We start from the raw sequence: 22,978 nt of genomic DNA on the forward strand, positions 1-22,978 counted from the left end.
ACCGGATCCGCTCGCCGTGCTCGCGCACGAGGGAGCCGCCGTAGGTCAGGTCTCCGATCTGAAGGACGTCCAGTCGGCGTGCCCACCCGCCCCGAGGACCCCGACGTCGGCCCCGAGGTCGTCGGTCGATCCCTCCCGCAGTTCGTGTCGGGCGACGCGGCTGACCACGAACGGGAAGAGCGGCCTCAAAGGCTGGCACCAGCGCAGCCACGGGGGCGCGTAGATGCTCCGGGCACGGTGTGTGACGCCGGTGGCGAGCCAGTCGGCGACCTGGGCGGGACTGTGGATCCGCCGTGCGAACGACGGCTGGTGCCGGCGCAGGGCCCTCAGCACCGGATGCTCGTCGATGCCGGCGAGCATGTCGGTGCCGGTCCAGTGCAGGTAGGCGATGCCGACGGCGACCCCCTCGGGTTCGACCTCGCCGCGCAGTGCGAGCGCGAAGGACTCCGCACCCGCCTTGGAGGCGCAGTACGCGCTCATCATCGGCGCGGAGCCGAAGGCGGCGGTCGACGCGATCTGGAGGAAGTAGCCGCGCGTCCGGGCGAGCTGGGGCAGGAAGGCCCGGGCGGTGTTCGCCGCGCCGACCAGGTTGACGTCGATGACGCGCCGCCACAGCTCGGCGTCGGTGCTGGTGAAGGGTCCGCCGACGGCGATGCCGGCGTTGGCGACGACGACGTCGGCCGCCCCGAGCCGCTCCTCGACCTGCCGCGCGGCACGGTCGAGCGCGGCCTGATCGGTCACGTCCGCCGCGACGCAGACGGTCGTGGTAGCCAGGGTGGCCGCCACCTGGGACAGGGTCTCCTCCTCGCGGCCGAGCAGCGCGATCCGCATGCCCTGCGCGGACAGCCGCCTGGCCAGGGCCTCGCCGACGCCGCGTGCCGCGCCCGTGACCACGGCGACCCGGCCCCGCAGCGGGCTGTCGTGCTCGGCGGGGTGGGGGCGGTTGTGGCGGACGGTAGGCATGCGATCCCCTTTTCTCCCGCTGCCGTGTCGGCCGCCTCCTCCGCGGCGCTCGGTGGCGGCTCGCCGGGAAGCGTCGGGTGCGCTCGGCCGTGGCGGGCTGAGCCGGTGCGTCGGCCGGGGCGGGCCGGGAACGCCGGATGCGGTCGCGGTCCGGGAAAGCCGGGCGCGTTCGGCGGTCGCGGGCTGAGAAAGCCGGGTGCCCTCCCGGGCCGGGAAAGCCGGGTGCCCTCCCGGGCCGGGAAAGCCGGGTGCGTTCGGCGCCGAGCGCACCCGGGGCGGCTGCTTCACCGGCCGTGCCGACGCGATCGGTTCGGGCACCGTCGGCGGCCCGGCGCGGGGAGCGCCCGCTCCGCCTCGCCGGGCCGTCGGCGCCGGTCCCCCGCGGCTTCCTTCGGCATGGCGGTGGTGTCCGCCCTCAGGAGCCGACCGAGCCCCTCACGCCTTGTGCTGCATGGAGCTTCGCGCGGGGCTGCCCTGTTCGGCGGCCTTGGGGTCCTTCTCGTCGGCCTTGGCCCGTACGCCGTCGGCGATGCGCTTGCCGATGGTCTCGTCGATGTTGGACCAGTACGTGAAGGCACGCTCCAGGACGGGCTCGCTCACTCCGTTGAGGAGATGGCCGACGACGTTGTCGACCAGACGATCGCGGGCGGCGTCGTCCAGGACCTCGCGCACCATGGTGCCGGGCTGCCCCCAGTCGTCGTCCTCCGGGTGGGAGACGTAGGCGGCGCGGGTGATCTCGCCGTCCGCGGCCCAGCTGGGCGGGGAGCCGTAGCGCTCGGTGTCCGCCGCGGGGCCGCCCTTGGAGTTCGGGGCGTACACCGGGTCGGTCGTGTTCCGGTAGGCCATCGCCCCGTCCTTGGAGTACGTGTGGACGTCGACGACGGGCGCGTTCACGGGCAGCTGCTGGTAGTTGGCGCCGATGCGGTAGCGGTGGGCGTCCGCGTAGGAGAACAGCCTGGCCAGCAGCATGCGGTCCGGGCTCGGCCCGATACCGGGGACCAGGTTGTTGGGCTGGAACGCCGCCTGCTCGATCTGGGCGTGGTTGTCGGTGGGGTTGCGGTCGAGCGTCATGCGACCGACCGGGATGAGCGGGTAGTCCCCGTGCGGCCACACCTTGGTGAGGTCGAACGGGTTGAACCGGTAGCCCGCGGCCTCCTCGTACGGCATCACCTGCACGTACAGGGTCCAGCTGGGGTAGTCGCCGTCCCGGATGTGCTCGAAGAGGTCCCGGGTGTGGTAGTCCGTGTCGGCCGCGGCCATCTGGTCGGCCTCGTGCTGGGTGAAATACTCGATGCCCTGGTCCGTCTTGAAGTGGTACTTCACCCAGAACCGCTCGCCGGCGGCGTTGATCCACATGTAGGTGTGGGAGGTGTAGCCGTTCATGTGGCGCCAGGTCCGCGGGATGCCGCGGTCTCCCATCAGCCAGGTGACCTGGTGTGCGGACTCCGGGGAGAGGGTCCAGAAGTCCCACTGCATGTCGTGGTCGCGCAGGTTGTTGTCCGCGCGGCGTTTCTGGGACCGGATGAAGTGCTGGAACTTCATCGGATCCTTCACGAAGAACACCGGCGTGTTGTTGCCGACCATGTCGTAGTTGCCTTCGCTGGTGTAGAACTTCACCGCGAAGCCGCGCGGGTCACGCCAGGTGTCCGGGCTGCCCCGCTCACCGGCGACGGTGGAGAAGCGGGCGACCAGGTCGGTGCGGGTACCGGGCTGGAACACGGCCGCCTTCGTGTACGCGCTGACATCGTGCGTCACCTCGAAGTGGCCGAAGGCGCCGCTCCCCTTGGCGTGCGGCTGGCGCTCGGGGATCCGTTCCCGGTTGAACTGCGCCATCTGCTCGATCAGATAGGCGTCCTGCAGCAGGATCGGCCCCCCGGGGCCCACGGTGAGCGAGTGTTCGTCACTCTCCACCGGTGCGCCGGAGTCGGTGGTGGTGGCGGGTCGGATCTCCGTCATGAGTCTCCCTTTCGTGGTGCGCCGGCAGCGACGTCGGCTCCTCGGGCGCCGACGACCCGTGCGGTGTGGGCTGCCGTCTCCGCGCGCTCGCGCGGCGCGGTCGGTCCCGGCCGGCACCTCGTTCCCCTGGGTCGCGTGACCCGGAGAGGACCGGATAAACGCCCTCGCGCCGACCGACCTACGCAGAAGGGCCGACATCGAGTGGTCCCCGAGGTCGGCTCCCGATCCCTCCCGACTGCTTCTGCAGGTCGCGGGCCACGGTTTCGGCCGCGCACGCTCAGGGCACCCGTCGCGCACGCTCAGGGCACCCGCGCCGGCATCGCGGAGACGGTCCCGACGTCATCGGTCCGTGCCGCGCCGAGGGGTGGTGCCGTGCGCCTGTCATGCCCGCGGAGGGGTGCGCCTGGGGTTGCGGGTGGCCGGGCGGCGGCGTCTGCTGGAAGGGCGTGCGGGCCGCGCAGGTGAGCGAGGAGGCCGGGACATGACCGATGGCACCGCCGCCCGAGCGGCGAAACGGGGTCCGGACGCCGTGCGGGGCAACCAGCTCTCCGGCCCGCAGCCCGACGTGGCGCAAGCCGCCGGGTACGCCGACGCCCCGCCGCGCATGGGCTTCTTCACGGACACCTCGGTGTGCATCGGCTGCAAGGCCTGCGAGGTGGCGTGCAAGGAGTGGAACGCGATCCCGGAGGACGGTCTCGAACTGACCGGCATGTCCTACGACAACACCCAGGGCCTCGGCGCCAGCACCTGGCGGCACGTGGCCTTCATCGAGCAGCGCAAGCCGCTGGGCGGTCAGGAACCAGGCGTCCACCACGAGGACGTCGATCTCGGTGCCGGTGCCGGTGTCGACGTATTCGCCGCCGCGCGCGGCCTCGCCGCGCCATCCGGCCCCGGTCCAGGGCCGGGGCCGGGGCCGGGAGCCTCGCCCCCGGGCTCGGCGACCTCGTCGGGCCCGGCGGGCAGCGCGGAGATCTCCCCCGTCTCCGCCGACGGACGCACCGAGCTGCGGTGGCTGATGTCCTCCGACGTCTGCAAGCACTGCACGCACGCCGCCTGCCTCGACGTGTGTCCGACCGGCTCGCTGTTCCGCACCGAGTTCGGCACGGTCGTCGTACAGGAGGACATCTGCAACGGCTGCGGCTACTGCGTGCCCGCCTGCCCCTACGGCGTCATCGACCAGCGTCGCGACGACGGGCGGGCCTGGAAGTGCACCCTGTGCTACGACCGGCTCGGCGTCGGCATGGAACCGGCCTGCGCGAAGTCCTGCCCGACCGACTCCATCCAGTTCGGCGCGCTGGACGAACTGCGGGAGCGGGCGGCCGCCCGGGTCGCCCGGTTGCACGCCGCCGGTGTCACGGACGCGCGCCTGTACGGCGAGGACCCGGGCGACGGGGTCGGCGGTGACGGCGCGTTCTTCCTGCTGCTGGACGAGCCTGAGGTCTACGGGCTGCCGCCCGACCCGGTCGTCACCACGCGTGACCTGCCCGCCATGTGGCGGCACGCGGCCGCGGCCGCGGCCTCGCTCGCCGCGCTGGCCGTGGTCAGTTTCGCCGGGAGGCCGCGATGACCGGATCCCGTGTCACTCGTGACGGGGTGGCGGACACGCGTCCCGGCCGTGACGCCGTCGCCGGCGAGCACGCCGGACGCAGGCGGCGGCGCCGGGGGCGCGGTGAGCGGGCCATGGTGCCCGACGCCGAGTTCTCCTCGTACTACGGCAAGCCGATCCTCAACAAGCCGACGTGGAAGCCCCTGGACATCGCGGGTTACCTCTACCTCGGTGGCCTCGCCGGCGCCTCGTCGCCGCTGGCCGCCGGGGCGCACGCCACCGCCCGGCCGGCACTGGCCCGGACGGCGAAGCTCGGCGCGGCGGGCGCGATCTCCCTCTCGCTGGTCGCGCTGGTGCACGACCTGGGCCGTCCCGCCCGCTTCGTCAACATGCTCCGCGTCTTCAAGCCCACCTCCCCCATGAACCTGGGCTCGTGGCTGCTGGCGGGCTACGCCCCGCTGACGGTGGCCGCCGCTGCCGCCGACGTCACCGGCCGCCACCGCCGGGTGGGTGCCGTCGCCACGGCGTCCGCCGCGGCGCTCGGACCGGCCGTCGCCACCTACACCGCCGTGCTGATCTCCGACACCGCGGTGCCCTCGTGGCACGAGGGCCACCGCGAGCTGCCGTTCGTGTTCGCCGGGTCCGGCGCCACCGCGGCCGCCGGGCTCGCCCTCGCCTGCGTGCCGACCGGGCAGACCGGCCCCGCGCGCCGCATGGCCGTCCTCGGCGCCGCCGTCGAGCTGGGCTTCTTCCGGCTGATGAAGCGGCGCATGGGGCGGACGGCCGAGCCCTTCGAGGAGGGCGGGCCGCACGCGCTGTTGTGCGCCGCAGAAGCGCTCACCGCCGGGGGTGCCGCGCTGGCGGCGTACGCGGGCGGACGGAGCCGGCCGGGCGCCGCCGTGGCGGGCGCGGCTCTGCTGGCCGGTTCGGCGGCTCTGCGGTTCGGGATCTTCCAGGGCGGCGTGGCCTCGGCCGAGGATCCGAAGTACACGGTCGTACCGCAGCGCGAACGGCTCCGTGCCCGGGCGGCCGAGGGAAGCACCGGAGAGCCCGACGGAAGCGGACCGCAGCCCTGACGCGACCCCCGACGGCCGCCCCCGACGGCCGCCCCTCACGACGCTCGGGCGGCCAGGGCAGGGGCGCAGGAACCGCAGAGACCGCAGGGCCGCAGGGCCGCAGGCCCGCAGGCCCGCAGAGTCGCAGAGTCGCAGGGACCGCAGAGTCGCAGGGCCGCAGGAACCGCAGGGCCGCAGGGCCGCAGGGCCGCAGGGACCGCCGAGGCCACCGAGCCGGCCGACACCGCCGAGGAGCCTGGGACGGCCGGGGCCGTCGGGGTCCCCTCGCGGGGGCCCCGCCGGGGGGCGGAGTGCCGCCGGGGCGCGTGGGACCCGGGATGCCGTGTCCCGGCGAGTGCGGGAAAATCGGATGGCAGGAGGAGAGGCGTGAATCCCGGGCCGCCGGGTACGGCGACCGGGTGAGCGGCGCCGCGCCCCCGGAACCGCGCCCCGCCCATCCGACCGGGCGGAGGAGGACCGGGCACTCGCAGCAGCACCTGGCAGCACGGGAAGGCCGACGTGATGGGCGTACGCACCTGGATCGACTCCTGGCCGGTCTACCGCCAGCTCACTGGGACGGACCCCCTGGGCCGCGGCGCCGCCGCCAAGAGCGGTACCAGCGCGCGGCTCACGCCCCGGGTCGCCTCCGCCGACCGGGTGGTGAAGTCGGTCTGTCCGTACTGCGCGGTGGGCTGCGGCCAGAACGTGTACGTCGAGGACGGACGCGTCACGCAGATCGAGGGCGACCCCGACTCCCCCGTCTCCCGGGGCCGGCTGTGCCCCAAGGGCGCCGCCAGCCTGCAGCTGACGACCGGTGGGGCCCGCGAGCACCATGTCCTGTACCGCCGTCCGCACGGCACACGGTGGGAGCGTCTGGATCTGGACACGGCGATGGACATGATCGCCGACCGGGTCATCGACGCCCGCCGGGCCGGCTGGCAGTGGGAGGTCGACCGGACCCGCACGCGGCGCACGCTCGGTATCGCCAGCCTGGGCGGAGCCACGCTGGACAACGAAGAGAACTACCTGATCAAGAAGCTGTTCACCGCGCTGGGCGCCATCCAGATCGAGAACCAGGCGCGTGTTTGACACTCCTCCACCGTTCCCGGTCTGGGAACCTCGTTCGGACGCGGCGGCGCGACCACCTTCCAGCAGGACCTGCAGAACGCCGACTGCATCGTCATCCAGGGCTCGAACATGGCCGAGTGCCATCCGGTCGGGTTCCAGTGGGTGATGGAGGCCAAGGCCCGCGGCGCGAAGGTGATCCACGTCGATCCGCGGTTCACCCGCACCAGCGCGCTCGCCGACCTGCACGTGCCGCTGCGCGCGGGCTCGGACATCGCGTTCCTCGGCGGGATCGTCAACTACGTCCTGGAGCGGGAGAAGTACTTCCGGGACTACGTGGTGGCGTACACCAACGCGCCGGTGATCCTGCGGGAGGACTTCCGGGACACCGAGGACCTCGACGGCGTCTTCTCCGGCCTCGACACCGACACCCGCAGCTACGACAACGCCAGCTGGCAGTACGAGGGCACCGAGATGCAGGCGGCCTCGGGCGAGCGGGACCTCGAGTACGACGAGCGCACCGGCAGCGGCAGCACGGTGACGGAAGCGGCACGCGGCGAGTCCCACGGCGCGGGCGGCCCCGACATCCCGGAAGGTGAGCCGGAGCGGGACGAGACGCTGACCCACCCGCGCTGCGTCCTCCAGGTGCTGAAGCGGCACTACGCCCGGTACACGCCTCGGATGGTGGAGGACGTCTGCGGCGTGCCGCAGGACCTCTTCCGCCAGGTGTGCGAGCTGGTCACGGAGAACTCGGGGCGCGAGCGGACCACGGCGTTCGCCTATGCGGTGGGCTGGACGCAGCACACGGTGGGCGTGCAGTACATCCGCGCGGCCTCTGTCCTGCAGAGCCTCCTCGGCAACATCGGCCGCCCCGGCGGCGGCATCCTCGCCCTGCGCGGACACGCCTCCATCCAGGGCTCGACGGACATCCCCACCCTGTTCAACCTGCTGCCCGGCTACATCCCGATGCCGCACGCCCACCAGCAGCAGGACCTGGACGGCTACGTGCGGGCCGAGGCGGCGCACAAGGGCTACTGGGGCAACATGCGCTCCTACCTCGTCAGTCTGCTCAAGGCGTACTGGGGAGAGGCCGCCACCGAGGACAACGACTTCTGCTTCGACTACCTGCCGAGGCTGACGGGCTCCCACTCCACCTACGAGACGGTCATGGCCCAGCTGGACGGAATCTGCAAGGGCTACTTCCTGATGGGCGAGAACCCCGCGGTCGGCTCCGCCAACGCCAAACTGCAGCGCATGGGCATGGCCAACCTCGACTGGCTCGTCGTACGGGACTTCTCCCTCGTCGAGTCGGCCACCTGGTGGCAGGACGGACCCGAGATCGAGACCGGCGAGCTGCGCACCGAGGACATCGGCACCGAGGTGTTCTTCCTGCCGGCCGCCGCGCACACCGAGAAGGACGGCACGTTCACCAACACCCAGCGGCTGCTGCAGTGGCACCACCAGGCCGTCGAGCCGGCCGGCGAGGCCCGCAGCGACCTGTGGTTCACCTACCACCTCGGCCGGCTCATCCGCGAGAAGCTGGCCGGGTCCAGCGATCCGATGAACCGGCCCGTACTCGACCTGGCCTGGGACTACCCCACCAGGGGCGAGTACGCCGAGCCCGACGCGAAGGCCGTGCTCGCCGAGATCAACGGCCACGACGCCGACGGTTACCCGCTGGCCTCGTACGAGCAGCTGAAGGGCGACGGCTCCACCACGTGCGGCTGCTGGATCTACTGCGGGGTGTACGCCGACGGGGTCAACCAGGCGGCACGCCGCAAGCCGGGCGGCGAGCAGGACTGGGTGGCGGCCGAGTGGGGCTGGGCGTGGCCCGCCAACCGCCGCATCCTGTACAACCGTGCCTCCGCCGATCCGGACGGCAGGCCGTGGAGCGAGCGCAAGGCGCTGGTGTGGTGGGACGCGGACCAGGGCTCGTGGACCGGGCACGACGTCCCGGACTTCAAGGCCGACAAGTCGCCCGATCACGAGCCGCCGCCGGACGCCACCGGACCGGAGGCCCTGTCGGGCACCGACCCCTTCATCATGCAGGCGGACGGCAAGGCCTGGCTGTACGTGCCGTCCGGTCTCACCGACGGTCCGCTGCCCACGCACTACGAGCCGCAGGACTCGCCGTTCGTGAACCCGCTGTACCGGCAACAGCGCAATCCGGTCCGGCAGTTGATGCCGTCGTTGCCCGACAACCGCTACCAGCCGAGCGGCCGGGAGCCGGGCTCGGGGGTGTACCCGTACGTCGCCACCACGTACCGGCTCACCGAGCACCACACTGCGGGCGGCATGTCCCGCTGGCAGCCCTATCTCGCGGAACTGCAACCGGAGTTCTTCTGTGAGGTGTCCCCGGAGCTGGCCGCCGAACGGGGCCTGGAGCACGTCGGATGGGCGACGATCGTCAGCGCCCGCGGCGTGATCGAGGCCCGTGTGCTGGTCACCGACCGCATGACCCCGCTCACCGTGCAGGGCCGCCGCCTGCACCAGGTGGGCCTGCCGTACCACTGGGGCCCGAACGGCTACTCCACCGGAGACGCGGCCAACGAGCTGATCCACCTGTCCCTCGACCCGAACACCCATATCCAGGAGACCAAGGCGTTCGCCGTCGACATCCGCCCGGGGCGCCGCCCTCGTGGGCCGGCCGCCCTGGAACTGGTGCGGGCCTACCGCGCACGGGCGGGCGTCGACGAGCACACCGGCACCGACCCCTGAGCACCCGATCCGACGTCACCGGCCCCGTGAACGCAAGGTTCGGCACCGCCCACGAGAGCCCGGTCCGGTGTCAGGGGCGGTGACGCAGTTCGGGTTCGGTGGGCGGCTCGCCGGTGAGGCCGGTGATCAGCTCGGCGCACAGGTCGCGGAGTTTGACGTTGCGGTGCTGGGAGGCGGACCGGAGGATGTTGAAGGCCGCCTCGGCGGTGCACCGGTTCTGGCCCATGACCACACCGATGGCCTGGTCGATGACGCTGCGGGACCTCATCGCGGTCTGCATCTGGTCGGCGAACTCGCGCACGTCGGCGATCCGCTGGGCCAGCGCTATACCGCCGGTGGCCTGGGCGGCGAGGGGGCGCACGGCGGAGCGGTCGGCCTCCGACTCGAACGCGCCGGGCGGCCCGGCGTAGAGGTTGAGCGCACCGGCGGTGTGCGTGTGCCCGGCGATCGGCAGCGACAGGGAGGACCGGACGCCGCAGGCGGCGGCGTAGCCGGGGTATTCGCCCCAGCGGCTCTCGCCGATCATGTCGCCGACGACGACCTCCTCACCGGTGCGCAGCGACTGCAGACAGGGGCCGTCGTCCAGCCCGTACTGCTTCTCGTCCAGCTCGGGGGCCGCGACCCCCGCGTTGACCACCGTGAGGGGCCGGCCGTCCCGCTCCAGCGTCACCCCGACCCCCACGGCGTGGGACAGCTTCAGGGCGGCGTCGGCCAGGGTCTGGAGGAAATCCTCCAGCGAATCGGTGTCGAGCAGCCACTGGGTGATGCGGTTGTCGTCGTAGACGTCGTCGGCATTCATCGAAATCCCTCGCAAGGCCCGTGGCCACTCGGCCGGCGTCGTGTCTGCCACCGAGGAAACGGAGATCCGGTCCGAACGACACCTCGGTGCGGCCGTCGCTTCACACCGGCACCGGGCGCGGTCCCCGGAGCAGCACGGCCTTCCCACCCGGGTTCCCCGCCGGGTGTGCCTCACGCGCCCGGCGGTCGTCACGGCGGACCACTTCCCGCTGAGGGGGTACGAGCGGGAAGCGCGCCTGCCGGACCGGTCCCGTGAGGCGATCAACGGCCGGGGCCAGGACACTGGGGCCAGGGGCGTGCGGCATCCCGGAGGTATCGATGACGAGCAGTGCGAGGACATGCGGCCGCGAGGTGACTGCCCCCGGCGGAGCGTCGTCATGAGCGCGGTGCCCGGCCTCGCCGGTACGGCCGGCGGGTCCCGCCTCACGGACCAGACCGTCGTGGTGATCGGCGCGAGCGCCGGGATCGGCCTCGAAACCGCCCGCCAGGTGCGCGCGGACGGCGCCAGGCTGGTGCTCACCGGCCGCAACCCCGAGCGGCTGCGGCAAGCCGCTCACGAGCTGGACCCGGTCGGCACGGCGGCGTTCGACGCCACCGACACCGACAGTGTGCAGCAGTTCTTCGACGATCTTCCGGGGCCGGTCGACCACGTGATGGTGACTGCCGGTGCCCCCTTCTACATGCCCCTGGACGGCATGGACCTCGCCGACGCACGGCGCGAGTTCGGCGATCGTCTGACGATGACGCTCGCGGTGGCCCTGTACAGCCGTGCCAAGGTCCGGGCCGGCGGCACCCTGCTGTTCATGAGCGGCACCGGCGGCCGGCGGCCCGGCGTCGGCATGGCGGTGGTGTCCGCCCTCACCGCGGCCCAGCCGGCCCTCGTCGCGAACCTGGCGCTCGAGCTGGCGCCGGTGCGGGTCAACCTCATCGCCTCCGGCTTCGTCGACACACCCCTGTCCGCCGCGCTTCTGGGCGACGGGCTCGAGGCGAGGCGGGAGGAGCTGCGCGCGACGCTGCCCGTCCGGCGGGTCGTGGGCCCGGAGGACGTCGCCGCTCTGGCCGTCCACCTCATGTGCAACGAGGTCCTGACCGGCGCGACGTACGACATCGACGGGGGCCAGCAGCTCATCGCCCGCTGACGTCCGCGCCGTGGGTGCGACGCGGCCGGGGTCAGGGCGGCGGCGCCTGGACGCCCGGCCGGAACTTCGGGACGCGGACCGTGACCTTCGTACCGGCTCCGACGCCCGTCTCGACGACCAGCCCGTAGTCGTCGCCGTAGACCTGGCGCAGTCTCCGGTCGACGTTGCTCAGGCCGATGCCGGTGGCGGGACCGGCCGTGCCGCGCAGGATGGCGCGCAGGCGTTCCGGTTCCATGCCGATGCCGTTGTCCTCGATGACGACCCGGGCCTCGGTGCCCTCGTCCTCGGCGGCGATCGTGACGCCGCCGCGTTCGCCGGACTCGTCCAGGCCGTGCTTGAGGGCGTTCTCGACGAGGGGCTGCAGACAGAGGAACGGGAGCGTCACGGGCAGTACCTCGGGGGCGATGCACAGGGTGACCTTCAGCCGGGGGCCGAAGCGGGCGCGGGCGAGTTCCAGGTACTGCTCGATGGAGCGCAACTCCTCGGCGAGGGTGGTGAAGTCGCCGTCGCGGCGGAAGGAGTATCGGGTGAAGTCGGCGAACTCCAGGAGCAGTTCGCGGGCGCGCTCCGGGTCGGTACGGACGAAGGAGGCGATGCCGGCGAGGGAGTTGTAGATGAAGTGCGGGGAGATCTGGGCGCGCAGGGCCCGGACCTCGGCCTCGTGCGCGCCGGCGCGGGCCCGGTCCAGATCGGCGAGGTCGAGCTCCACGGAGAGCCTGCGGGCCGCTTCCTCCGCGGCCCGGACCAGGGCGGTGGACTCCGTGCCGGCGAGTACGGCGAGCGCGCCCACGGTCCTGCCGTCGGCCGTGAGGGGAACCAGCACCGCCCAGCGCACGGGGCAGTCCTCGTCGTCGCACGGCAGCGGAAGCGTCCGGGTGCGCGGGGCGGGGGTGAACTGTTCGGCGAGCCGGCCGCGGTGGTGTTCGGCGACGCCGTCCCAGGCGAGAACGCCCTCGGCTGCGGTCCCGGCGGAGACGGGTGGGGGCGCGGTCCCGGCGGAGGCGGTGGCGGGTGTGGGGGCGGTGGCGCAGACGGCCAGTGCGGGCACGTCGAGCAGGGGCCGCAGGCGGCGGAGCGCCTTGCGGGCGGTGTCGGGGTTCAGTCCGGCGCGCAGGGGTGCCGCGGCCCGCGAGGCGGTGTGCAGGGCGTGGAAGGCCGCGCCCGCCGCGCCGCCGGCCGAGTGCTCCTGCTGGCGACGGGCCGCGCCGTGCCCGAGCGCCGCCCCCAGCACGAACACGGCGAGCCCGGCCAGGACCAGCACGGCGACGACGAGCACGGTCACGGGCGACACGCCCTGCGGCGGCGGGGCCGGGGGTCGCGGCGGGGGTCCGGGAGGCCGGGGGCGGCTTCCGTGTGCGGGGGGCGCGGGTGCACGGTGGCTCCTCGGTCAGGTCGTGGTGGCGGGTCCGGGGCGGGGCGGTGACGGTTCGGGCAGGTGCAGCCGGGCCATCGTCGCCGCCGTGCCCGCGGGAACGCGGTGGCGGGTGGCCAGGGACGTCAGCACCATGGCCGCGAAGCCCACCGGCACGGACCAGACGGCGGGCCAGGCGAGCAGTGTGTGCAGCCAGCCCGAACGCGCACCGCCCGCGATGGTCACCGTCACCGCGGTGAGCGCCGAGCCGCCGCCGAGCAGCAGCCCGGCGACGGCGCCCGGCGGGGTCAGGCCGCGCCACCAGATGCCGAGCACGAGCAGCGGGCAGAACGACGAGGCGGACACGGCGAAGGCGAGCCCGACCGCGTCGGCCACCGGCAGGTCGCCGACCACGGTGCCCGCCGCTGCGGGCACCGCGATCGCCGGCAGCGTGGCCAGCCGGAAGTGGCGGATGCGGCGGATGCCGAGCGTGGGCAGCACGTCCTGGGCGAGCACGCCCGCCACCGACATGGTGAGCCCGCAGGCCGTGGACAGGAACGCCGCGCAGGCACCGCCTGCCACGAGCGCGCCGAGCAGGTCGCCGCCGATGCCGCCGACCAGCCGCTGCGGCAGGACGAGGACCGCCGCGTCGGTGTCGCCGGTGAGCAGCAGGTCGGGCGCGTAGAGCCGGCCCAGCATGCCGTACAGGGGCATCAGCAGGTAGAAGGCGCCGAGCAGGCCTAGCACGATCACGGTGGTACGGCGCGCGGCGCGGCCGTCGGGGCTGGTGTAGAAGCGCACGACGACGTGCGGCAGGCCCATGGTGCCGAGGAAGGTGGCGAGGATCAGCCCGTAGGTGGCGTACAGGCTGTGCTGACCGCGGCTCGACAACAGGGGTTCGGCCCAGCTGGCGGGAGCGGCGCGGTGGGCGGTCCGGTCCGGCATCGGGACGACGGCGCCGGCCGGGAAGCGCAGCGTGGTGTCCGCGCCGATCCGGTGCCGGCCCTCCGCAAGCCGGAGTGAACCACCGTGTACGGGACGGTCGTCGACGGTTCCGGACACGGTCACCCGGACCGGCTCGCGCACGGTGAGCGTGAGCGCCGCATCGAGGCGCACCGCCGTGGCGCGGTGGAAGACGGGCCGCTCGTCCCAGGCGGGCGCCGGGGTGTGGTCGGCGCGCCAGGCGAGCAGCAGGAACGCCACGGGCACCAGCAGGGCGGTGAGTTTCAGCCAGTACTGGAACGCCTGGACGAAGGTGACGCTGCGCATTCCGCCGGCGGCGACGGCCGCGGTCACGACGAGGGCGACGAGCAGGCCGCCGAGCCGGCCCGGGGCGCCGGTGAGCAGCCTGAGGGTCAGGCCGGCGCCGCGCAGCTGGGGCAGCAGGTAGAGCCAGCCGATGCCGACGACGAGCACGCCGGCGATCCCGCGTACCGCGCGAGACTCGAGCCGGGCCTCGGCGAAGTCGGGCAGCGTGTAGGCGCCGGAGCGGCGCAGCGGGGCGGCGACGAAGGCCAGCAGGACCAGGAATCCGGCGGTGTAGCCGATGGGGAACCACAGCATGTCGGCGCCCTCGGCGAGGACCAGTCCGGCGACGCCGAGGAAGGACGCGGCGGACAGGTACTCGCCGCTGACGGCGAAGGCGTTCAGCCGTGGGGCGACGGTGCGGGAGGCCACGTAGAAGTCGGAGGTGGTCCGGGAGACGCGCAGGCCGAGCGCGCCGACGAGGACCGTGGCGAGGACCACGGCCGTCACGCCCACGATGCCGTACGTCTGGTTCACCGGGCGGTCCCGGCGGGTGCTCGGCGCATGGTCAGGGGCGTTCCCCGGGGGCGGGAGCGGACGTGCCGGTCTCGTTGCGTTCGGCACGGCGGACGTACCAGGCGCCGATGGCCAGCAGAGCCGGGTACGGTGCCACGCCCAGGAGCAGCCAGACGGCCGGCGGGACGCGGGAGGCCGCCACGTCGGGGAACGGCAGGACCCGCAGGAGGACGGGGAGCAGTCCGAGGAGGGCCGCGAGGAGGGCCGTGGCGACGAGAGCGGCACGCAACTGAAGGCGCATCACCTCGCGTACGTCACCGTCCTGTCGGGCCGTGGAGGGCGTCTGCGGCGGAGGCGCCGAGCGGGGCACGGCCGTGCCGCCGGAGGCCTGCGGCCGTCCGGTGACCACCTCTCTGCGAGGGACGGACCTGGCACCCATGACGCACTCCCCGACGCCGCGGTGATCACCTGTGTGCGGCGAGTGTACGCAGCGGGCCGGTGGGGAGACAGCCGCCGGACGAGATTCACCACAGCTCCGTCACGCCGGGACCCGGCCCCGCAGCCGCGCCCGGTCCCGCCGTCACCGGCGCCCCCGACCCGGCGTCCCGCCCGGACCCCGTCTCGGGCCCCCGGTTCACCGCGCCCGGGCCGCCGCGTGTCCCGCCAGCAGGTCCCGCAGTTCCCGGGCGTTGCGGCGGCTCACGGCGAGCAGGCGGTCGCCGATGCGGACCGTCAGGTTGCCCCCGTCGAGCCGGAGTTCCTCGATCCGGCCGAGGGCGACCAGACGGCTGCGGTGGATCCGTACGAAGCCGCGGGGCCGCCACTGCTCCTCCAGGGCGGACAGGGGGATGCGGACCAGGTGGCTGCCGTCGCCGGTGTGCAGCCGCGCGTAGTCGCCGTGGGCCTCCACATAGGTGATGTCGGCGACGGGCACGAAGCGGGTCACCCCGCCCAGTTCCACCGGGACCTGGTCGTCCAGGGCGGACACCGGGCCGGGCGTGGTCGCGGGCGGGGCGGCCGCACGCGGCCCCTGTCCGGCCCGGACCAGCTCGGTGACACGGCGTACGGCCTCGGCGAACCGTTCTTCGCGCAGCGGTTTGAGCAGGTAGTCGACGGCCTTGAGGTCGAAGGCGCGGACCGCGAAGTCCTCGTGGGCGGTGACGAAGACGATCAGTGGCGGCGTGACGAACCCGCCGAGCAGCCTGGCCAGTTCGAGGCCGTTGAGGCCGGGCATGTCGATGTCGAGGAAGACGACGTCGAAGCCCTGCGGGCCGTCAGGACCCGCCTCGACGGACCGGCTCAGCCGGCGCAGCGCCTCGGTCGCCGCCGGCGCGGGCACCACCTGGCCGACCCGGGGGTCTTCGCCGAGGAGGTAGAGCAGCTCCGCGAGCGCGGGTTCCTCGTCGTCCACCGCCAGGACGCGCAACGGGGCGTCGCTCACGCTCATGTCCGGCGGCTCCTCGTCGTCCTGGATCCGTTTCCCTGCCCCATCGTGGTCCCCCGGGCCGCCGCCGTCGAGATCGCGGACGGCGGAACGGACCTCACTCGGGCAGCACCAGCCGTGCCGTCTCCCCCGGACGTACCGGGATCGCCCGGTCCCGCAGGCGGAGGTCGATGGGTGAGCGGCCGGAGACCGGTACGGCGATCTCCAGCAGGCCGCTGCGCAGGCGCAGGTGGACGCCCCAGTGGCCGTGGTAGCGCAGCGGGAAGCCGTAGGAGGAGAGTTCGGGCAGCGGGACCGGGTCGAGGCACAGGGCGCCGCCCCGGGTCTCCAGGCCGGTCAGGCCGCGCTGGACGAGGTCGAGGGTGCCGGCCATCGCGCCGAGGTGGATGCCCTCACCGGTGGTGCCGCCCTGGAGGTCGGCGATGTCGCCGCGCAGGGCCTCCTGGACGAAGGCCCAGGCGTCCGCGCGGCGGGCCCGCGCCAGGATCCAGCCGTGCACCAGGCCGCTGAGGGTGGAGCCGTGGCTGGTGCGGTGCAGATAGTGGTCCACGGTCGCGGTCCAGGTCCGCTCGTCGAGCCGGTAGCCCAGGCGGCCGAAGAGGGCGCGCAGTTCGAGCGGTGCGAACAGGTAGCCGAGCATGAGGACGTCGGCCTGCTTGGACGCCTTGTAGCGGTTGACGGTGTCCCCTTCGGCCTCCAGGATCCGGTCCAGGCGGCGGATGTCGTCGTACCGCTTGCGGTAGCCGTCCCAGTCCAGTTCGGCGAGATCGCCGTAGCCCTCGAACTGGCTGATCACACCGTCGTGGAAGGGGACGTGGAGGGAGCGCGAGACCTCTTCCCAGCGGTCGGGTTCGTCCGGCTCGAGTCCGGCGCCCTCGACGAGTTCGCGCCGGCGCGGGCCGGGCAGCGCGCGCAGCAGCTCCAGGGTGCGGACGAGGACCCAGGCGGCGGTGACGTTGGTGTAGGCGTTGTCGTCCAGGCCGGGCCGGGTCGCGTCGGGGTAGGCGTCGTGGTATTCGTCGGGGCCGACCACGCCGCGGATGCGGTAGCGGCCGAGGTGGTCGTCGTAGCCGGCCGAGTCCGCCCAGAACCGGGCGATCCGCAGCAGCATCTCGGCGCCCTCGCCCTGCAGGAATTCGAGGTCGCCGGTCGCCTCCCAGTACTGCCAGACGTTGTAGGCCACCGCCGAGCCGACGTGGTGCTGGAGCCGGGAGTGGTCGGGCAGCCAGCGGCCGGAGCGAGGGTTGAGGTGGAGCTGCTGGGTCTCCTCGCGGCCGTCGCTGCCGCTCTGCCAGGGGTACAGCGCGCCGCGCCGGCCCAGTTCGCCGGCCGCCTGGCAGGCGGCGTCCAGGCGGCGGTGGCGGTAGCGGAGCAGGGCGCGGGAGACCTCGGGCAGGTGGAGGTTGAGGTAGGGCAGGACGAAGAGTTCGTCCCAGAAGACGTGCCCGCGGTAGGCCTCGCCGTGCAGTCCGCGCGCGGGGACGCCGACGTCGAGGTCGGCGGTGTGCGGGGAGAGGGTCTGCAGCAGGTGGAACAGGTGCAGCCGCAGGATGCTGCCCGGTTCCCCGGGGACCTCGAGCGCGGTGCGCCGCCACAGCTGCTCCCAGGCCGAGGCGTGGGTCTGCAGCAGTTCGCCGAAGCCGGGCGCGGCGCGGACCCGGTCGACGGCCGCGCACAGCGGGTCGCTGATCGCGGGGTCGTGGGAGGTGTGCAGGGCGACGGTCTTGTCGACGGTGGCGGTACGGCCGGGCGGCAGGCGCAGCCGTATGTGCTGTACGGCACGCCGGGCTTCGGTGGCGTGCCGGACGGGCACCTCGGCGGTGAGCCGGCCGGCCAGTCCCAGGCCGATGTCGGAGGTACGGGTGCGGCAGCGCAGCCACACCGTGCCGGGTGCGGTGGTGCCGGTGCGGACGTGGGTGAGGTGCCGGCCGTCCAGCTCCCGGTAGCGGGCCACACCGGAGTTGCTGACGCGGCCGTCGAGCGCGGCCTCGACCTCCAGGTCGACGGTGTGGCCCTCGGCGGTGAACTCGGTGCGCAGGGCGGCGAGATGGGGGTCGGCCAGGTGGACCAGGCGCACTTGCCGTACGAGGAGGGTGCCACCGGCGGCGAGGGTGTAACGGGTACGGCGTTCCAGCAGGCCGGGGTCGAGGTGGAGCATCTGGTGGTGCTCCGTGACGGGGGCGGTGTCCGGGGTGAGCCAGTCCGCGCCGGCGGGCCGGAAGCGCAGCGGCAGCCAGTTGGGCAGGTTGACCATGTCCTCGTTGTCGACCCGGCGTCCGGCGACCTCGGAGGTGAGCCGGTTGTAGCAGCCGGCCGCGTAGGTGCCGGGGTAGTGCACGTCGTCAGCGGTGCACTCGGGCAGTGCGCCGCGGGTGGCGAAGTAGCCGTTGCCGAGGGTGCACAGGGACTCCCGCAGCCGCTCCTGCGCGGGCTGGTAGCCGTCGTACTCCCAGGTCGGCCCGGGCACCGTCATCCCCCGGTCAGCAGGGCGGTGAGGACCCGGTCGGGGGTGAGGGGAAGTTCGCGCAGCCGGAGTCCGGTGGCGTGGTGGACGGCGTTGCCGATGGCGGCCGCGGTGCCGACGATGCCGATCTCGCCGATGCCCTTGCTGCCCATGGGGTTGAGGTGGGGGTCGTCCTCGTCGATCCAGCCGGCCTCGATGTCGGGGACGTCGGCGTGGGCGGGTACGTGGTAGGCGGCCAGGTCGGCCTCGGTGAAGTCGCCGAACGCGCGGTCCAGCGTGCTGTGTTCGGTGAGGGCCATGCCGAGCCCCATGGCCATGGCGCCGACGAACTGGGAGCGTGCGGTGCGGGCGTTGAGGATGTGTCCGGCGGCGAAGACGCCGAGCAGCCGGCGCACCCGGGTCTCGCCGGTGACGGTGTCGACGGCGACCTCGGCGAAGTGGGCGCCGAACGCGTGGCGTGCGTAGGGGCTGTCGGCGTCGGCCTTGCCGGTGGTGTCGGCGCGGACCTCGATCCCTTCGGTGGGCAGCGGCCCGGTGTGCCCGGCCAGCCGGGCCGCCAGTTCGGCGCACGCGTCGTGCACGGCCCAGCCCCAGGATGCGGTGCCGCAGGAGTCGCCGGCCAGCGGGGCGGGGGGCAGGTCGCTGTGGCCGACCTCGGTGCGGACCCGGTCCAGGGGCACGCCGAGGGCGTCGGCGGCCACCTGGGCGAGCACGGTACGGGCCCCGGTGCCGATGTCGGCGGCGTTGACCCGGACGACGAAGCCGCCGTCGGGCAGGGCCTGGGCAGTGGCCGTGGAGGGGGCGACCCGCACGGGGTAGGTGGCGGCGGCCACGCCGGTGCCGATCAGCAGCGGGCCCTCGGGGCGGGAGCGGGGTCGCGGGTCGCGCCCGGCCCAGCCGAAGCGGCGGGCGCCCTCGCGCAGGCACTCCACGACGTGCCGGCTGCTGAACGGCTTGCCGCTTTCGGGCTCGCGGTCCGGTTCGTTGCGGATGCGCAGGTCCACCGGGTCCATGCGGAGCGCGTCGGCGAGTTCGTCCACGGCGGACTCCAGGGCGTACATGCCGGGCGCCTCGCCGGGGGCCCGCATCCAGGACGGGCTGGGCACGTCCAGCGGGACCACCCGGTGGCTGCTGCGCAGGGCGGGGGTGGCGTACATGACGCGGGAGACGAAGGCCGCGTGCTCCACGTACCCCTTCACGTGGCAGGTGTACGTGGTCACCTCGTGCAGCAGGGCGGTGAGCCGGCCGTCCGCGCTCGCGCCGAGCCGCATCCGCTGCACCGTGGGGGCGCGGTGGCCGACGACGGTGGGCAGCTGCCGGCGGGGGTAGGCCAGGGTGACGGGGCGGCCGGTGTGCCGTGCGGCCATTGCGGCGAGGACGACGTCCGGGCGCGGGGTGCCCTTGGAGCCGAAGCCGCCGCCGACGTGCTCGGCGACGACGGTGATCCGCTCCTCGGGCAGGTCGAACAACTGGGCGAGTACGGACCGGACGGTCGTGCCGCCCTGGCTGGAGGTGTACACGGTGAGCCGGTCCCCGTCCCAGTGGGCGGTGCTCGCGTGCGGCTCCATGGGGTGGTTGTGCAGCGGCGGCACCCGGTAGACGGTGTCGACGCGGACGTCGGCGGTGGCGAAGGCGGCTTCCGGGTCGCCGTACTCGACGCGGGCGGCCCGGCCGGCGACGTCGTCCGGCTCGTAGGCGTCCCGGTGGTCTTCGGTGAGGCCGGCGTCGTGGGGCCGGCCGGCGTAGGTGACGCGGACGGCGCGGGCGGCGGCGCGGGCCGCCTCCGGGGTGTCGGCGACGGCGAGGGCCACGCACCAGCCGCGATGCGGCACGTGCGGGCTCTGCAGGACGGCGAGGGCGGGGTCCTCGGGTTCGGCGAGGCGGGGCGCGTCTCCGGGGGTGAGGACGGCGAGGACGCCGGGCAGGGCGAGGGCGGCGGAGGTGTCGACGCCGGTGACCCGGCCGCGGGCGATCGCGGCGGGCACGGGCCAGGCGTGGGCGCGGCCGGGCAGGGCGTACTCGGCGGCGTAGCGGGCGGCGCCGGCGACCTTCTGCCGTCCTTCCCGGCGCTCGGCGGGTGCGCCCAGGGCGGTGCCGGTCATGGGAGACCTCCAATGCCTTGCCGGTCGGCTCAGACCCCCGCGGGCGCCGGGGCGAGCCGGCCCAGGACGTCCAGGGCGAGGTTGCGGGCGAGGGGGATCTTGTACTCGTTGTCCCGCAGTGGTTCGGCGTGCGCGAGTTCGAGCGCCACGGCGCCTTCGAAGGCCGCGGGCGTGGCGGGGGCGCCCAGCAGGGCCAGCTCGGTGTGCCGGGCCCGCCAGGGCCGGTGGGCGAGCCCGCCGAAGGCGACGCCGACCTGGTCGACGACTCCGTTCGCGACGCGCAGCATGACGGCCACGGAGGCGAGGGCGAAGGCGTACGACGCCCGGTCGCGGGCCTTGCGGTAGGCGGACGGAACGCCGGCGGTGGCGGCCGGGAGCAGCACGCCGGTGATCAGCTCGCCGGGGCGGATCCAGGTGTCACGCTCGGGATGCTCGCCCGGCAGCCGGTAGAAGTCGGCGACCGGCAGGCGCCGGGTGCCCTCGGTGCCGTACAGCTCGACCTGGGCGTCGAGGGCGGCGAGGGCCACGGCCATGTCGGAGGGGTTGGTGGCGATGCAGTGCTCGGAGTGGCCGAGGACCGCGTGGTCGCGGTGGACGCCGTCCCGGGCGCCGCAGCCGCTGCCCGGGGCCCGCTTGTTGCAGGGTTTGTCCAGGTCCTGGAAGTAGGGGCAGCGGGTGCGCTGGAGCAGGTTGCCGCCGGTGGTGGCGGCGTTGCGCAGCTGCCCGGAGGCGCCGGAGAGGAGGGCCTGGGACAACGCCGGGTAGCGGTCGCGCACGCGTGGGTCGGCGGCCAGGTCGCTGTTGCGGACGGTGGCGCCGACCCGCACGGAGCCGTCGGGCAGCTCCTCGACGGTGTCCAGCGGCAGCCGGCCGACGTCGATGAGGGTCGTGGGGCGTTCCACGCCGAGTTTGAGCAGGTCGACCAGGTTGGTGCCGCCGGCCAGGTAGTACGCGCCCGGATGGGCGGAGAAGGCCTCGACGGCCTCCTGGACGCTGCCTGGCCTGAGGTATCCGAAGCCGTTCACCGGATCACGTCCTCCACCGCCTCGACGATGCGCGGATAGGCGCCGCAGCGGCACAGGTTGCCGCTCATGCGCTCGCGGATCTCGGGCCGGTCCAGTGCCACGGGGCGGCCGGAGGGGGCCGCGGGGTCGGTGACGTGGGAGGGGTGGCCCGCCTCGGCCTCGGCGATCATGCCCACGGCGGAGCAGAGCTGCCCGGGCGTGCAGTAGCCGCACTGGAACGCGTCGCGGTCCAGGAAGGCCCGCTGCAGCGGGTGGGGCTCCTCGCCGTCGCCGCCGAGGCCCTCGACGGTGGTGACCTCGCTGCCGTTCAGGGTGACGGCGAGGAGCAGGCAGCTGTTCATGCGGCGCCCGTCGACCAGGACGGTGCAGGCACCGCACTGACCGTGGTCGCAGCCCTTCTTGGAACCGGTGAGGTCCAGGTCCTCGCGCAGCAGGTCCAGCAGGACGCGCCGGTGGTCGACGAGCAGGGTGTGGGGTTTGCCGTTCACCCGGAGGGTGACCTCCGAGTGGTGGCCTGGCTGGTATGCGCTGGTCATGGCACGGTCGACCTTCCGTACGGGCGGTGCTGCCGTGCAGGACGCGTATCCAGGCCTGCGCGGCTCACACGTAACGGCTGACCCGCGTGGCGGCCGTGCCGCCTGCTCCCCGCGGGTCGGCCGCCTCCCGCGTCTGCTCCCCGTGTCAGCTGCCCCCCTGCTCCGTCGTGTCAGCTGTCCCCCGCGCGGGTCCGGGTCATCTTGTCGGTGACGTCCGCGGTGTCCCCGGCGGGCGGGGCCGTGACCGTTGCGCCGGTGCCGTAGTCCGACAGGCGCAGCACGGTCGTGCTCGTCACCGCGGCGTTCGCCTGGCCGGGTGTCGTGCCCTTCAGCGGGTGCAGGGTGAGCCGGACGCTCTCCTGGCGCAGCCGGCCCTGCTCGTCCAGCCACAGCTCCACGGGCAGCGAGGAGCCGCCCAGCTGCCGCCGCAGCTCCCGTTCCTGTCCGGCGTCGCCGGAGGTGAGCGCGGAGACGGGGACGGACACGCGGTAGCGGGTGGTGGGGGTGCCGTCGAGGGTCTGGGTGCCGAGCCGGGTGACGTGCGCGGAGCCGACGCCCTTGAGGTAGCGCACCGGCTCGGCGGGGTCGGTGACCTGGGACCGTCCGGCCGATCCCTTCTTCGTGAGCCGGGCGAGGTCGATCTTCATCCAGGTCTTGCCGCCGGGGACGGTGCCGCCCTGCCCTCCGGACGGCTTCTGGTACACCACGCCGTCGACGACGCGCTGCTCGACGGTGGCGCCCTGCGAGGTCAGCGTCACCCGGCTGGTGCCGTTCTTCAGGTCGGCCACACCGCTGCCGTGGGCGGTGAGGGTCTGGCCGTCGGCGACGGCCTTGGTGGTGACGGCCATCTTCGCGGTGCCCGCGGCCACCGTCCTGTCGTAGGCGTCCTGGACGGCGCGGGCGGGCGGGGTCGCACTCGGCCGGGCCTGTGCGTCCCCGCCCTTCCCGGTGCCGTCCTCGCTGCCGCAGCCGGTCAGCCCGGCGGCGAGGACGAGGACGGCGAGGGCGCTTCCGGTGCGGGCTTTCGACACGGTGCGGTCTCCTTGCAAGTCGGG

The 22,978-nt window shown here is 73.8% G+C and carries 16 protein-coding genes; 4 read left to right on the forward strand and 12 right to left on the reverse strand.

The window, feature by feature from the left end; genetic code table 11:
• Positions 1-45: 45 nt before the first annotated feature.
• Entirely contained in the window at positions 46-963 is a 918-nt protein-coding gene (locus ACGFT2_RS04320; protein ID WP_393273325.1) for an SDR family oxidoreductase, read from the reverse strand.
• A 435-nt stretch (positions 964-1,398) separates the two neighbouring features.
• Positions 1,399-2,919: a catalase gene (locus tag ACGFT2_RS04325; RefSeq protein WP_393273327.1), complete on the reverse strand. Its 1,521-nt coding sequence runs from the start codon at positions 2,917-2,919 to the stop codon at positions 1,399-1,401.
• Positions 2,920-3,400: 481 nt separating this feature from the next.
• Here ACGFT2_RS04325 and ACGFT2_RS04330 point away from each other — a divergent pair, with 481 nt between their 5' ends.
• The 3 genes from ACGFT2_RS04330 to fdh all read left to right on the forward strand — a co-directional run bounded on the left by ACGFT2_RS04330 (position 3,401) and on the right by fdh (position 9,303).
• Entirely contained in the window at positions 3,401-4,486 is a 1,086-nt protein-coding gene (locus ACGFT2_RS04330) for a 4Fe-4S dicluster domain-containing protein (protein WP_393273329.1), read from the forward strand.
• Positions 4,483-5,541: an NrfD/PsrC family molybdoenzyme membrane anchor subunit gene (gene nrfD, locus ACGFT2_RS04335; RefSeq protein WP_393273331.1), complete on the forward strand. Its 1,059-nt coding sequence runs from the start codon at positions 4,483-4,485 to the stop codon at positions 5,539-5,541. The genes ACGFT2_RS04330 and nrfD overlap by 4 nt, the downstream gene beginning before the upstream one ends.
• A gap of 501 nt (positions 5,542-6,042) precedes the next feature.
• The gene (gene fdh, locus ACGFT2_RS04340; RefSeq protein WP_393273333.1) at positions 6,043-9,303 is read left to right on the forward strand and encodes a formate dehydrogenase; all 3,261 of its coding nucleotides are present in this window, start codon (positions 6,043-6,045) and stop codon (positions 9,301-9,303) included.
• Positions 9,304-9,373: 70 nt separating this feature from the next.
• On the opposite strand, the gene ACGFT2_RS04345 is transcribed toward fdh, so the two are convergent.
• On the reverse strand, positions 9,374-10,102 hold the full coding sequence (locus ACGFT2_RS04345) for a GAF and ANTAR domain-containing protein (RefSeq protein ID WP_393273335.1): 729 nt from the start codon (positions 10,100-10,102) through the stop codon (positions 9,374-9,376).
• A gap of 376 nt (positions 10,103-10,478) precedes the next feature.
• On the opposite strand from ACGFT2_RS04345, the gene ACGFT2_RS04350 reads away from it, so the two are divergent.
• Complete coding sequence (locus ACGFT2_RS04350; protein ID WP_393273337.1) at positions 10,479-11,240, forward strand: SDR family oxidoreductase; 762 nt, start codon at positions 10,479-10,481, stop codon at positions 11,238-11,240.
• A gap of 31 nt (positions 11,241-11,271) precedes the next feature.
• Here ACGFT2_RS04350 and ACGFT2_RS04355 read toward each other — a convergent pair whose 3' ends face one another.
• From ACGFT2_RS04355 to ACGFT2_RS04395, 9 genes are all read right to left on the reverse strand, one after another.
• Positions 11,272-12,522 (reverse strand): sensor histidine kinase, encoded by a 1,251-nt coding sequence (locus ACGFT2_RS04355; RefSeq protein ID WP_393273339.1) that lies wholly within the window; start codon positions 12,520-12,522, stop codon positions 11,272-11,274.
• Positions 12,523-12,627: 105 nt separating this feature from the next.
• Positions 12,628-14,373: a cation acetate symporter gene (locus ACGFT2_RS04360; protein ID WP_393273341.1), complete on the reverse strand. Its 1,746-nt coding sequence runs from the start codon at positions 14,371-14,373 to the stop codon at positions 12,628-12,630.
• 31 nt (positions 14,374-14,404) lie between these two features.
• A complete protein-coding gene (locus ACGFT2_RS04365; protein WP_393273343.1) occupies positions 14,405-14,791 on the reverse strand; it encodes a hypothetical protein in 387 nt (128 codons plus the stop codon).
• Between the two features lie 195 nt (positions 14,792-14,986).
• Positions 14,987-15,799: a LytR/AlgR family response regulator transcription factor gene (locus ACGFT2_RS04370; RefSeq protein ID WP_393273345.1), complete on the reverse strand. Its 813-nt coding sequence runs from the start codon at positions 15,797-15,799 to the stop codon at positions 14,987-14,989.
• Positions 15,800-15,893: 94 nt separating this feature from the next.
• On the reverse strand, positions 15,894-18,269 hold the full coding sequence (locus tag ACGFT2_RS04375) for a glycoside hydrolase family 65 protein (RefSeq protein ID WP_393273346.1): 2,376 nt from the start codon (positions 18,267-18,269) through the stop codon (positions 15,894-15,896).
• Entirely contained in the window at positions 18,266-20,362 is a 2,097-nt protein-coding gene (locus tag ACGFT2_RS04380) for a xanthine dehydrogenase family protein molybdopterin-binding subunit (RefSeq protein WP_393273348.1), read from the reverse strand. The genes ACGFT2_RS04375 and ACGFT2_RS04380 overlap by 4 nt, the downstream gene beginning before the upstream one ends.
• Positions 20,363-20,391: 29 nt before the next feature.
• Positions 20,392-21,387, reverse strand: a complete 996-nt coding sequence (locus ACGFT2_RS04385; protein ID WP_393273350.1) for an FAD binding domain-containing protein — start codon at positions 21,385-21,387, stop codon at positions 20,392-20,394.
• Positions 21,384-21,923: a 2Fe-2S iron-sulfur cluster-binding protein gene (locus ACGFT2_RS04390; RefSeq protein WP_393273352.1), complete on the reverse strand. Its 540-nt coding sequence runs from the start codon at positions 21,921-21,923 to the stop codon at positions 21,384-21,386. Before ACGFT2_RS04390 ends, ACGFT2_RS04385 begins: the two co-directional genes overlap by 4 nt.
• Before the next feature lie 170 nt (positions 21,924-22,093).
• Positions 22,094-22,954 carry a hypothetical protein gene (locus tag ACGFT2_RS04395; protein ID WP_393273354.1) on the reverse strand — a complete coding sequence of 287 codons (861 nt, stop codon included), beginning with the start codon at positions 22,952-22,954 and terminating at the stop codon, positions 22,094-22,096.
• Positions 22,955-22,978: the final 24 nt, after the last annotated feature.

Source organism: Streptomyces sp. NPDC048514 (assembly GCF_043199955.1).
In the GTDB taxonomy this organism is placed as follows: Bacteria; Actinomycetota; Actinomycetes; order Streptomycetales; family Streptomycetaceae; genus Streptomyces.

What these genes read in the sequence shown, in the direction of transcription:
- ACGFT2_RS04370 (WP_393273345.1), bottom strand. Translation starts at nt 15,799, where the DNA reads ATGAGCGTGAGCGACGCCCCGTTGCGCGTCCTGGCGGTGGACGACGAG.
- ACGFT2_RS04380 (WP_393273348.1), bottom strand. Translation starts at nt 20,362, where the DNA reads ATGACCGGCACCGCCCTGGGCGCACCCGCCGAGCGCCGGGAAGGACGG.
- ACGFT2_RS04350 (WP_393273337.1), top strand. Translation starts at nt 10,479, where the DNA reads ATGAGCGCGGTGCCCGGCCTCGCCGGTACGGCCGGCGGGTCCCGCCTC.
- ACGFT2_RS04390 (WP_393273352.1), bottom strand. Translation starts at nt 21,923, where the DNA reads ATGACCAGCGCATACCAGCCAGGCCACCACTCGGAGGTCACCCTCCGG.
- nrfD (WP_393273331.1), top strand. Translation starts at nt 4,483, where the DNA reads ATGACCGGATCCCGTGTCACTCGTGACGGGGTGGCGGACACGCGTCCC.
- ACGFT2_RS04345 (WP_393273335.1), bottom strand. Translation starts at nt 10,102, where the DNA reads ATGAATGCCGACGACGTCTACGACGACAACCGCATCACCCAGTGGCTG.
- ACGFT2_RS04325 (WP_393273327.1), bottom strand. Translation starts at nt 2,919, where the DNA reads ATGACGGAGATCCGACCCGCCACCACCACCGACTCCGGCGCACCGGTG.
- ACGFT2_RS04330 (WP_393273329.1), top strand. Translation starts at nt 3,401, where the DNA reads ATGACCGATGGCACCGCCGCCCGAGCGGCGAAACGGGGTCCGGACGCC.
- ACGFT2_RS04320 (WP_393273325.1), bottom strand. Translation starts at nt 963, where the DNA reads ATGCCTACCGTCCGCCACAACCGCCCCCACCCCGCCGAGCACGACAGC.
- ACGFT2_RS04365 (WP_393273343.1), bottom strand. Translation starts at nt 14,791, where the DNA reads ATGGGTGCCAGGTCCGTCCCTCGCAGAGAGGTGGTCACCGGACGGCCG.
- ACGFT2_RS04375 (WP_393273346.1), bottom strand. Translation starts at nt 18,269, where the DNA reads ATGACGGTGCCCGGGCCGACCTGGGAGTACGACGGCTACCAGCCCGCG.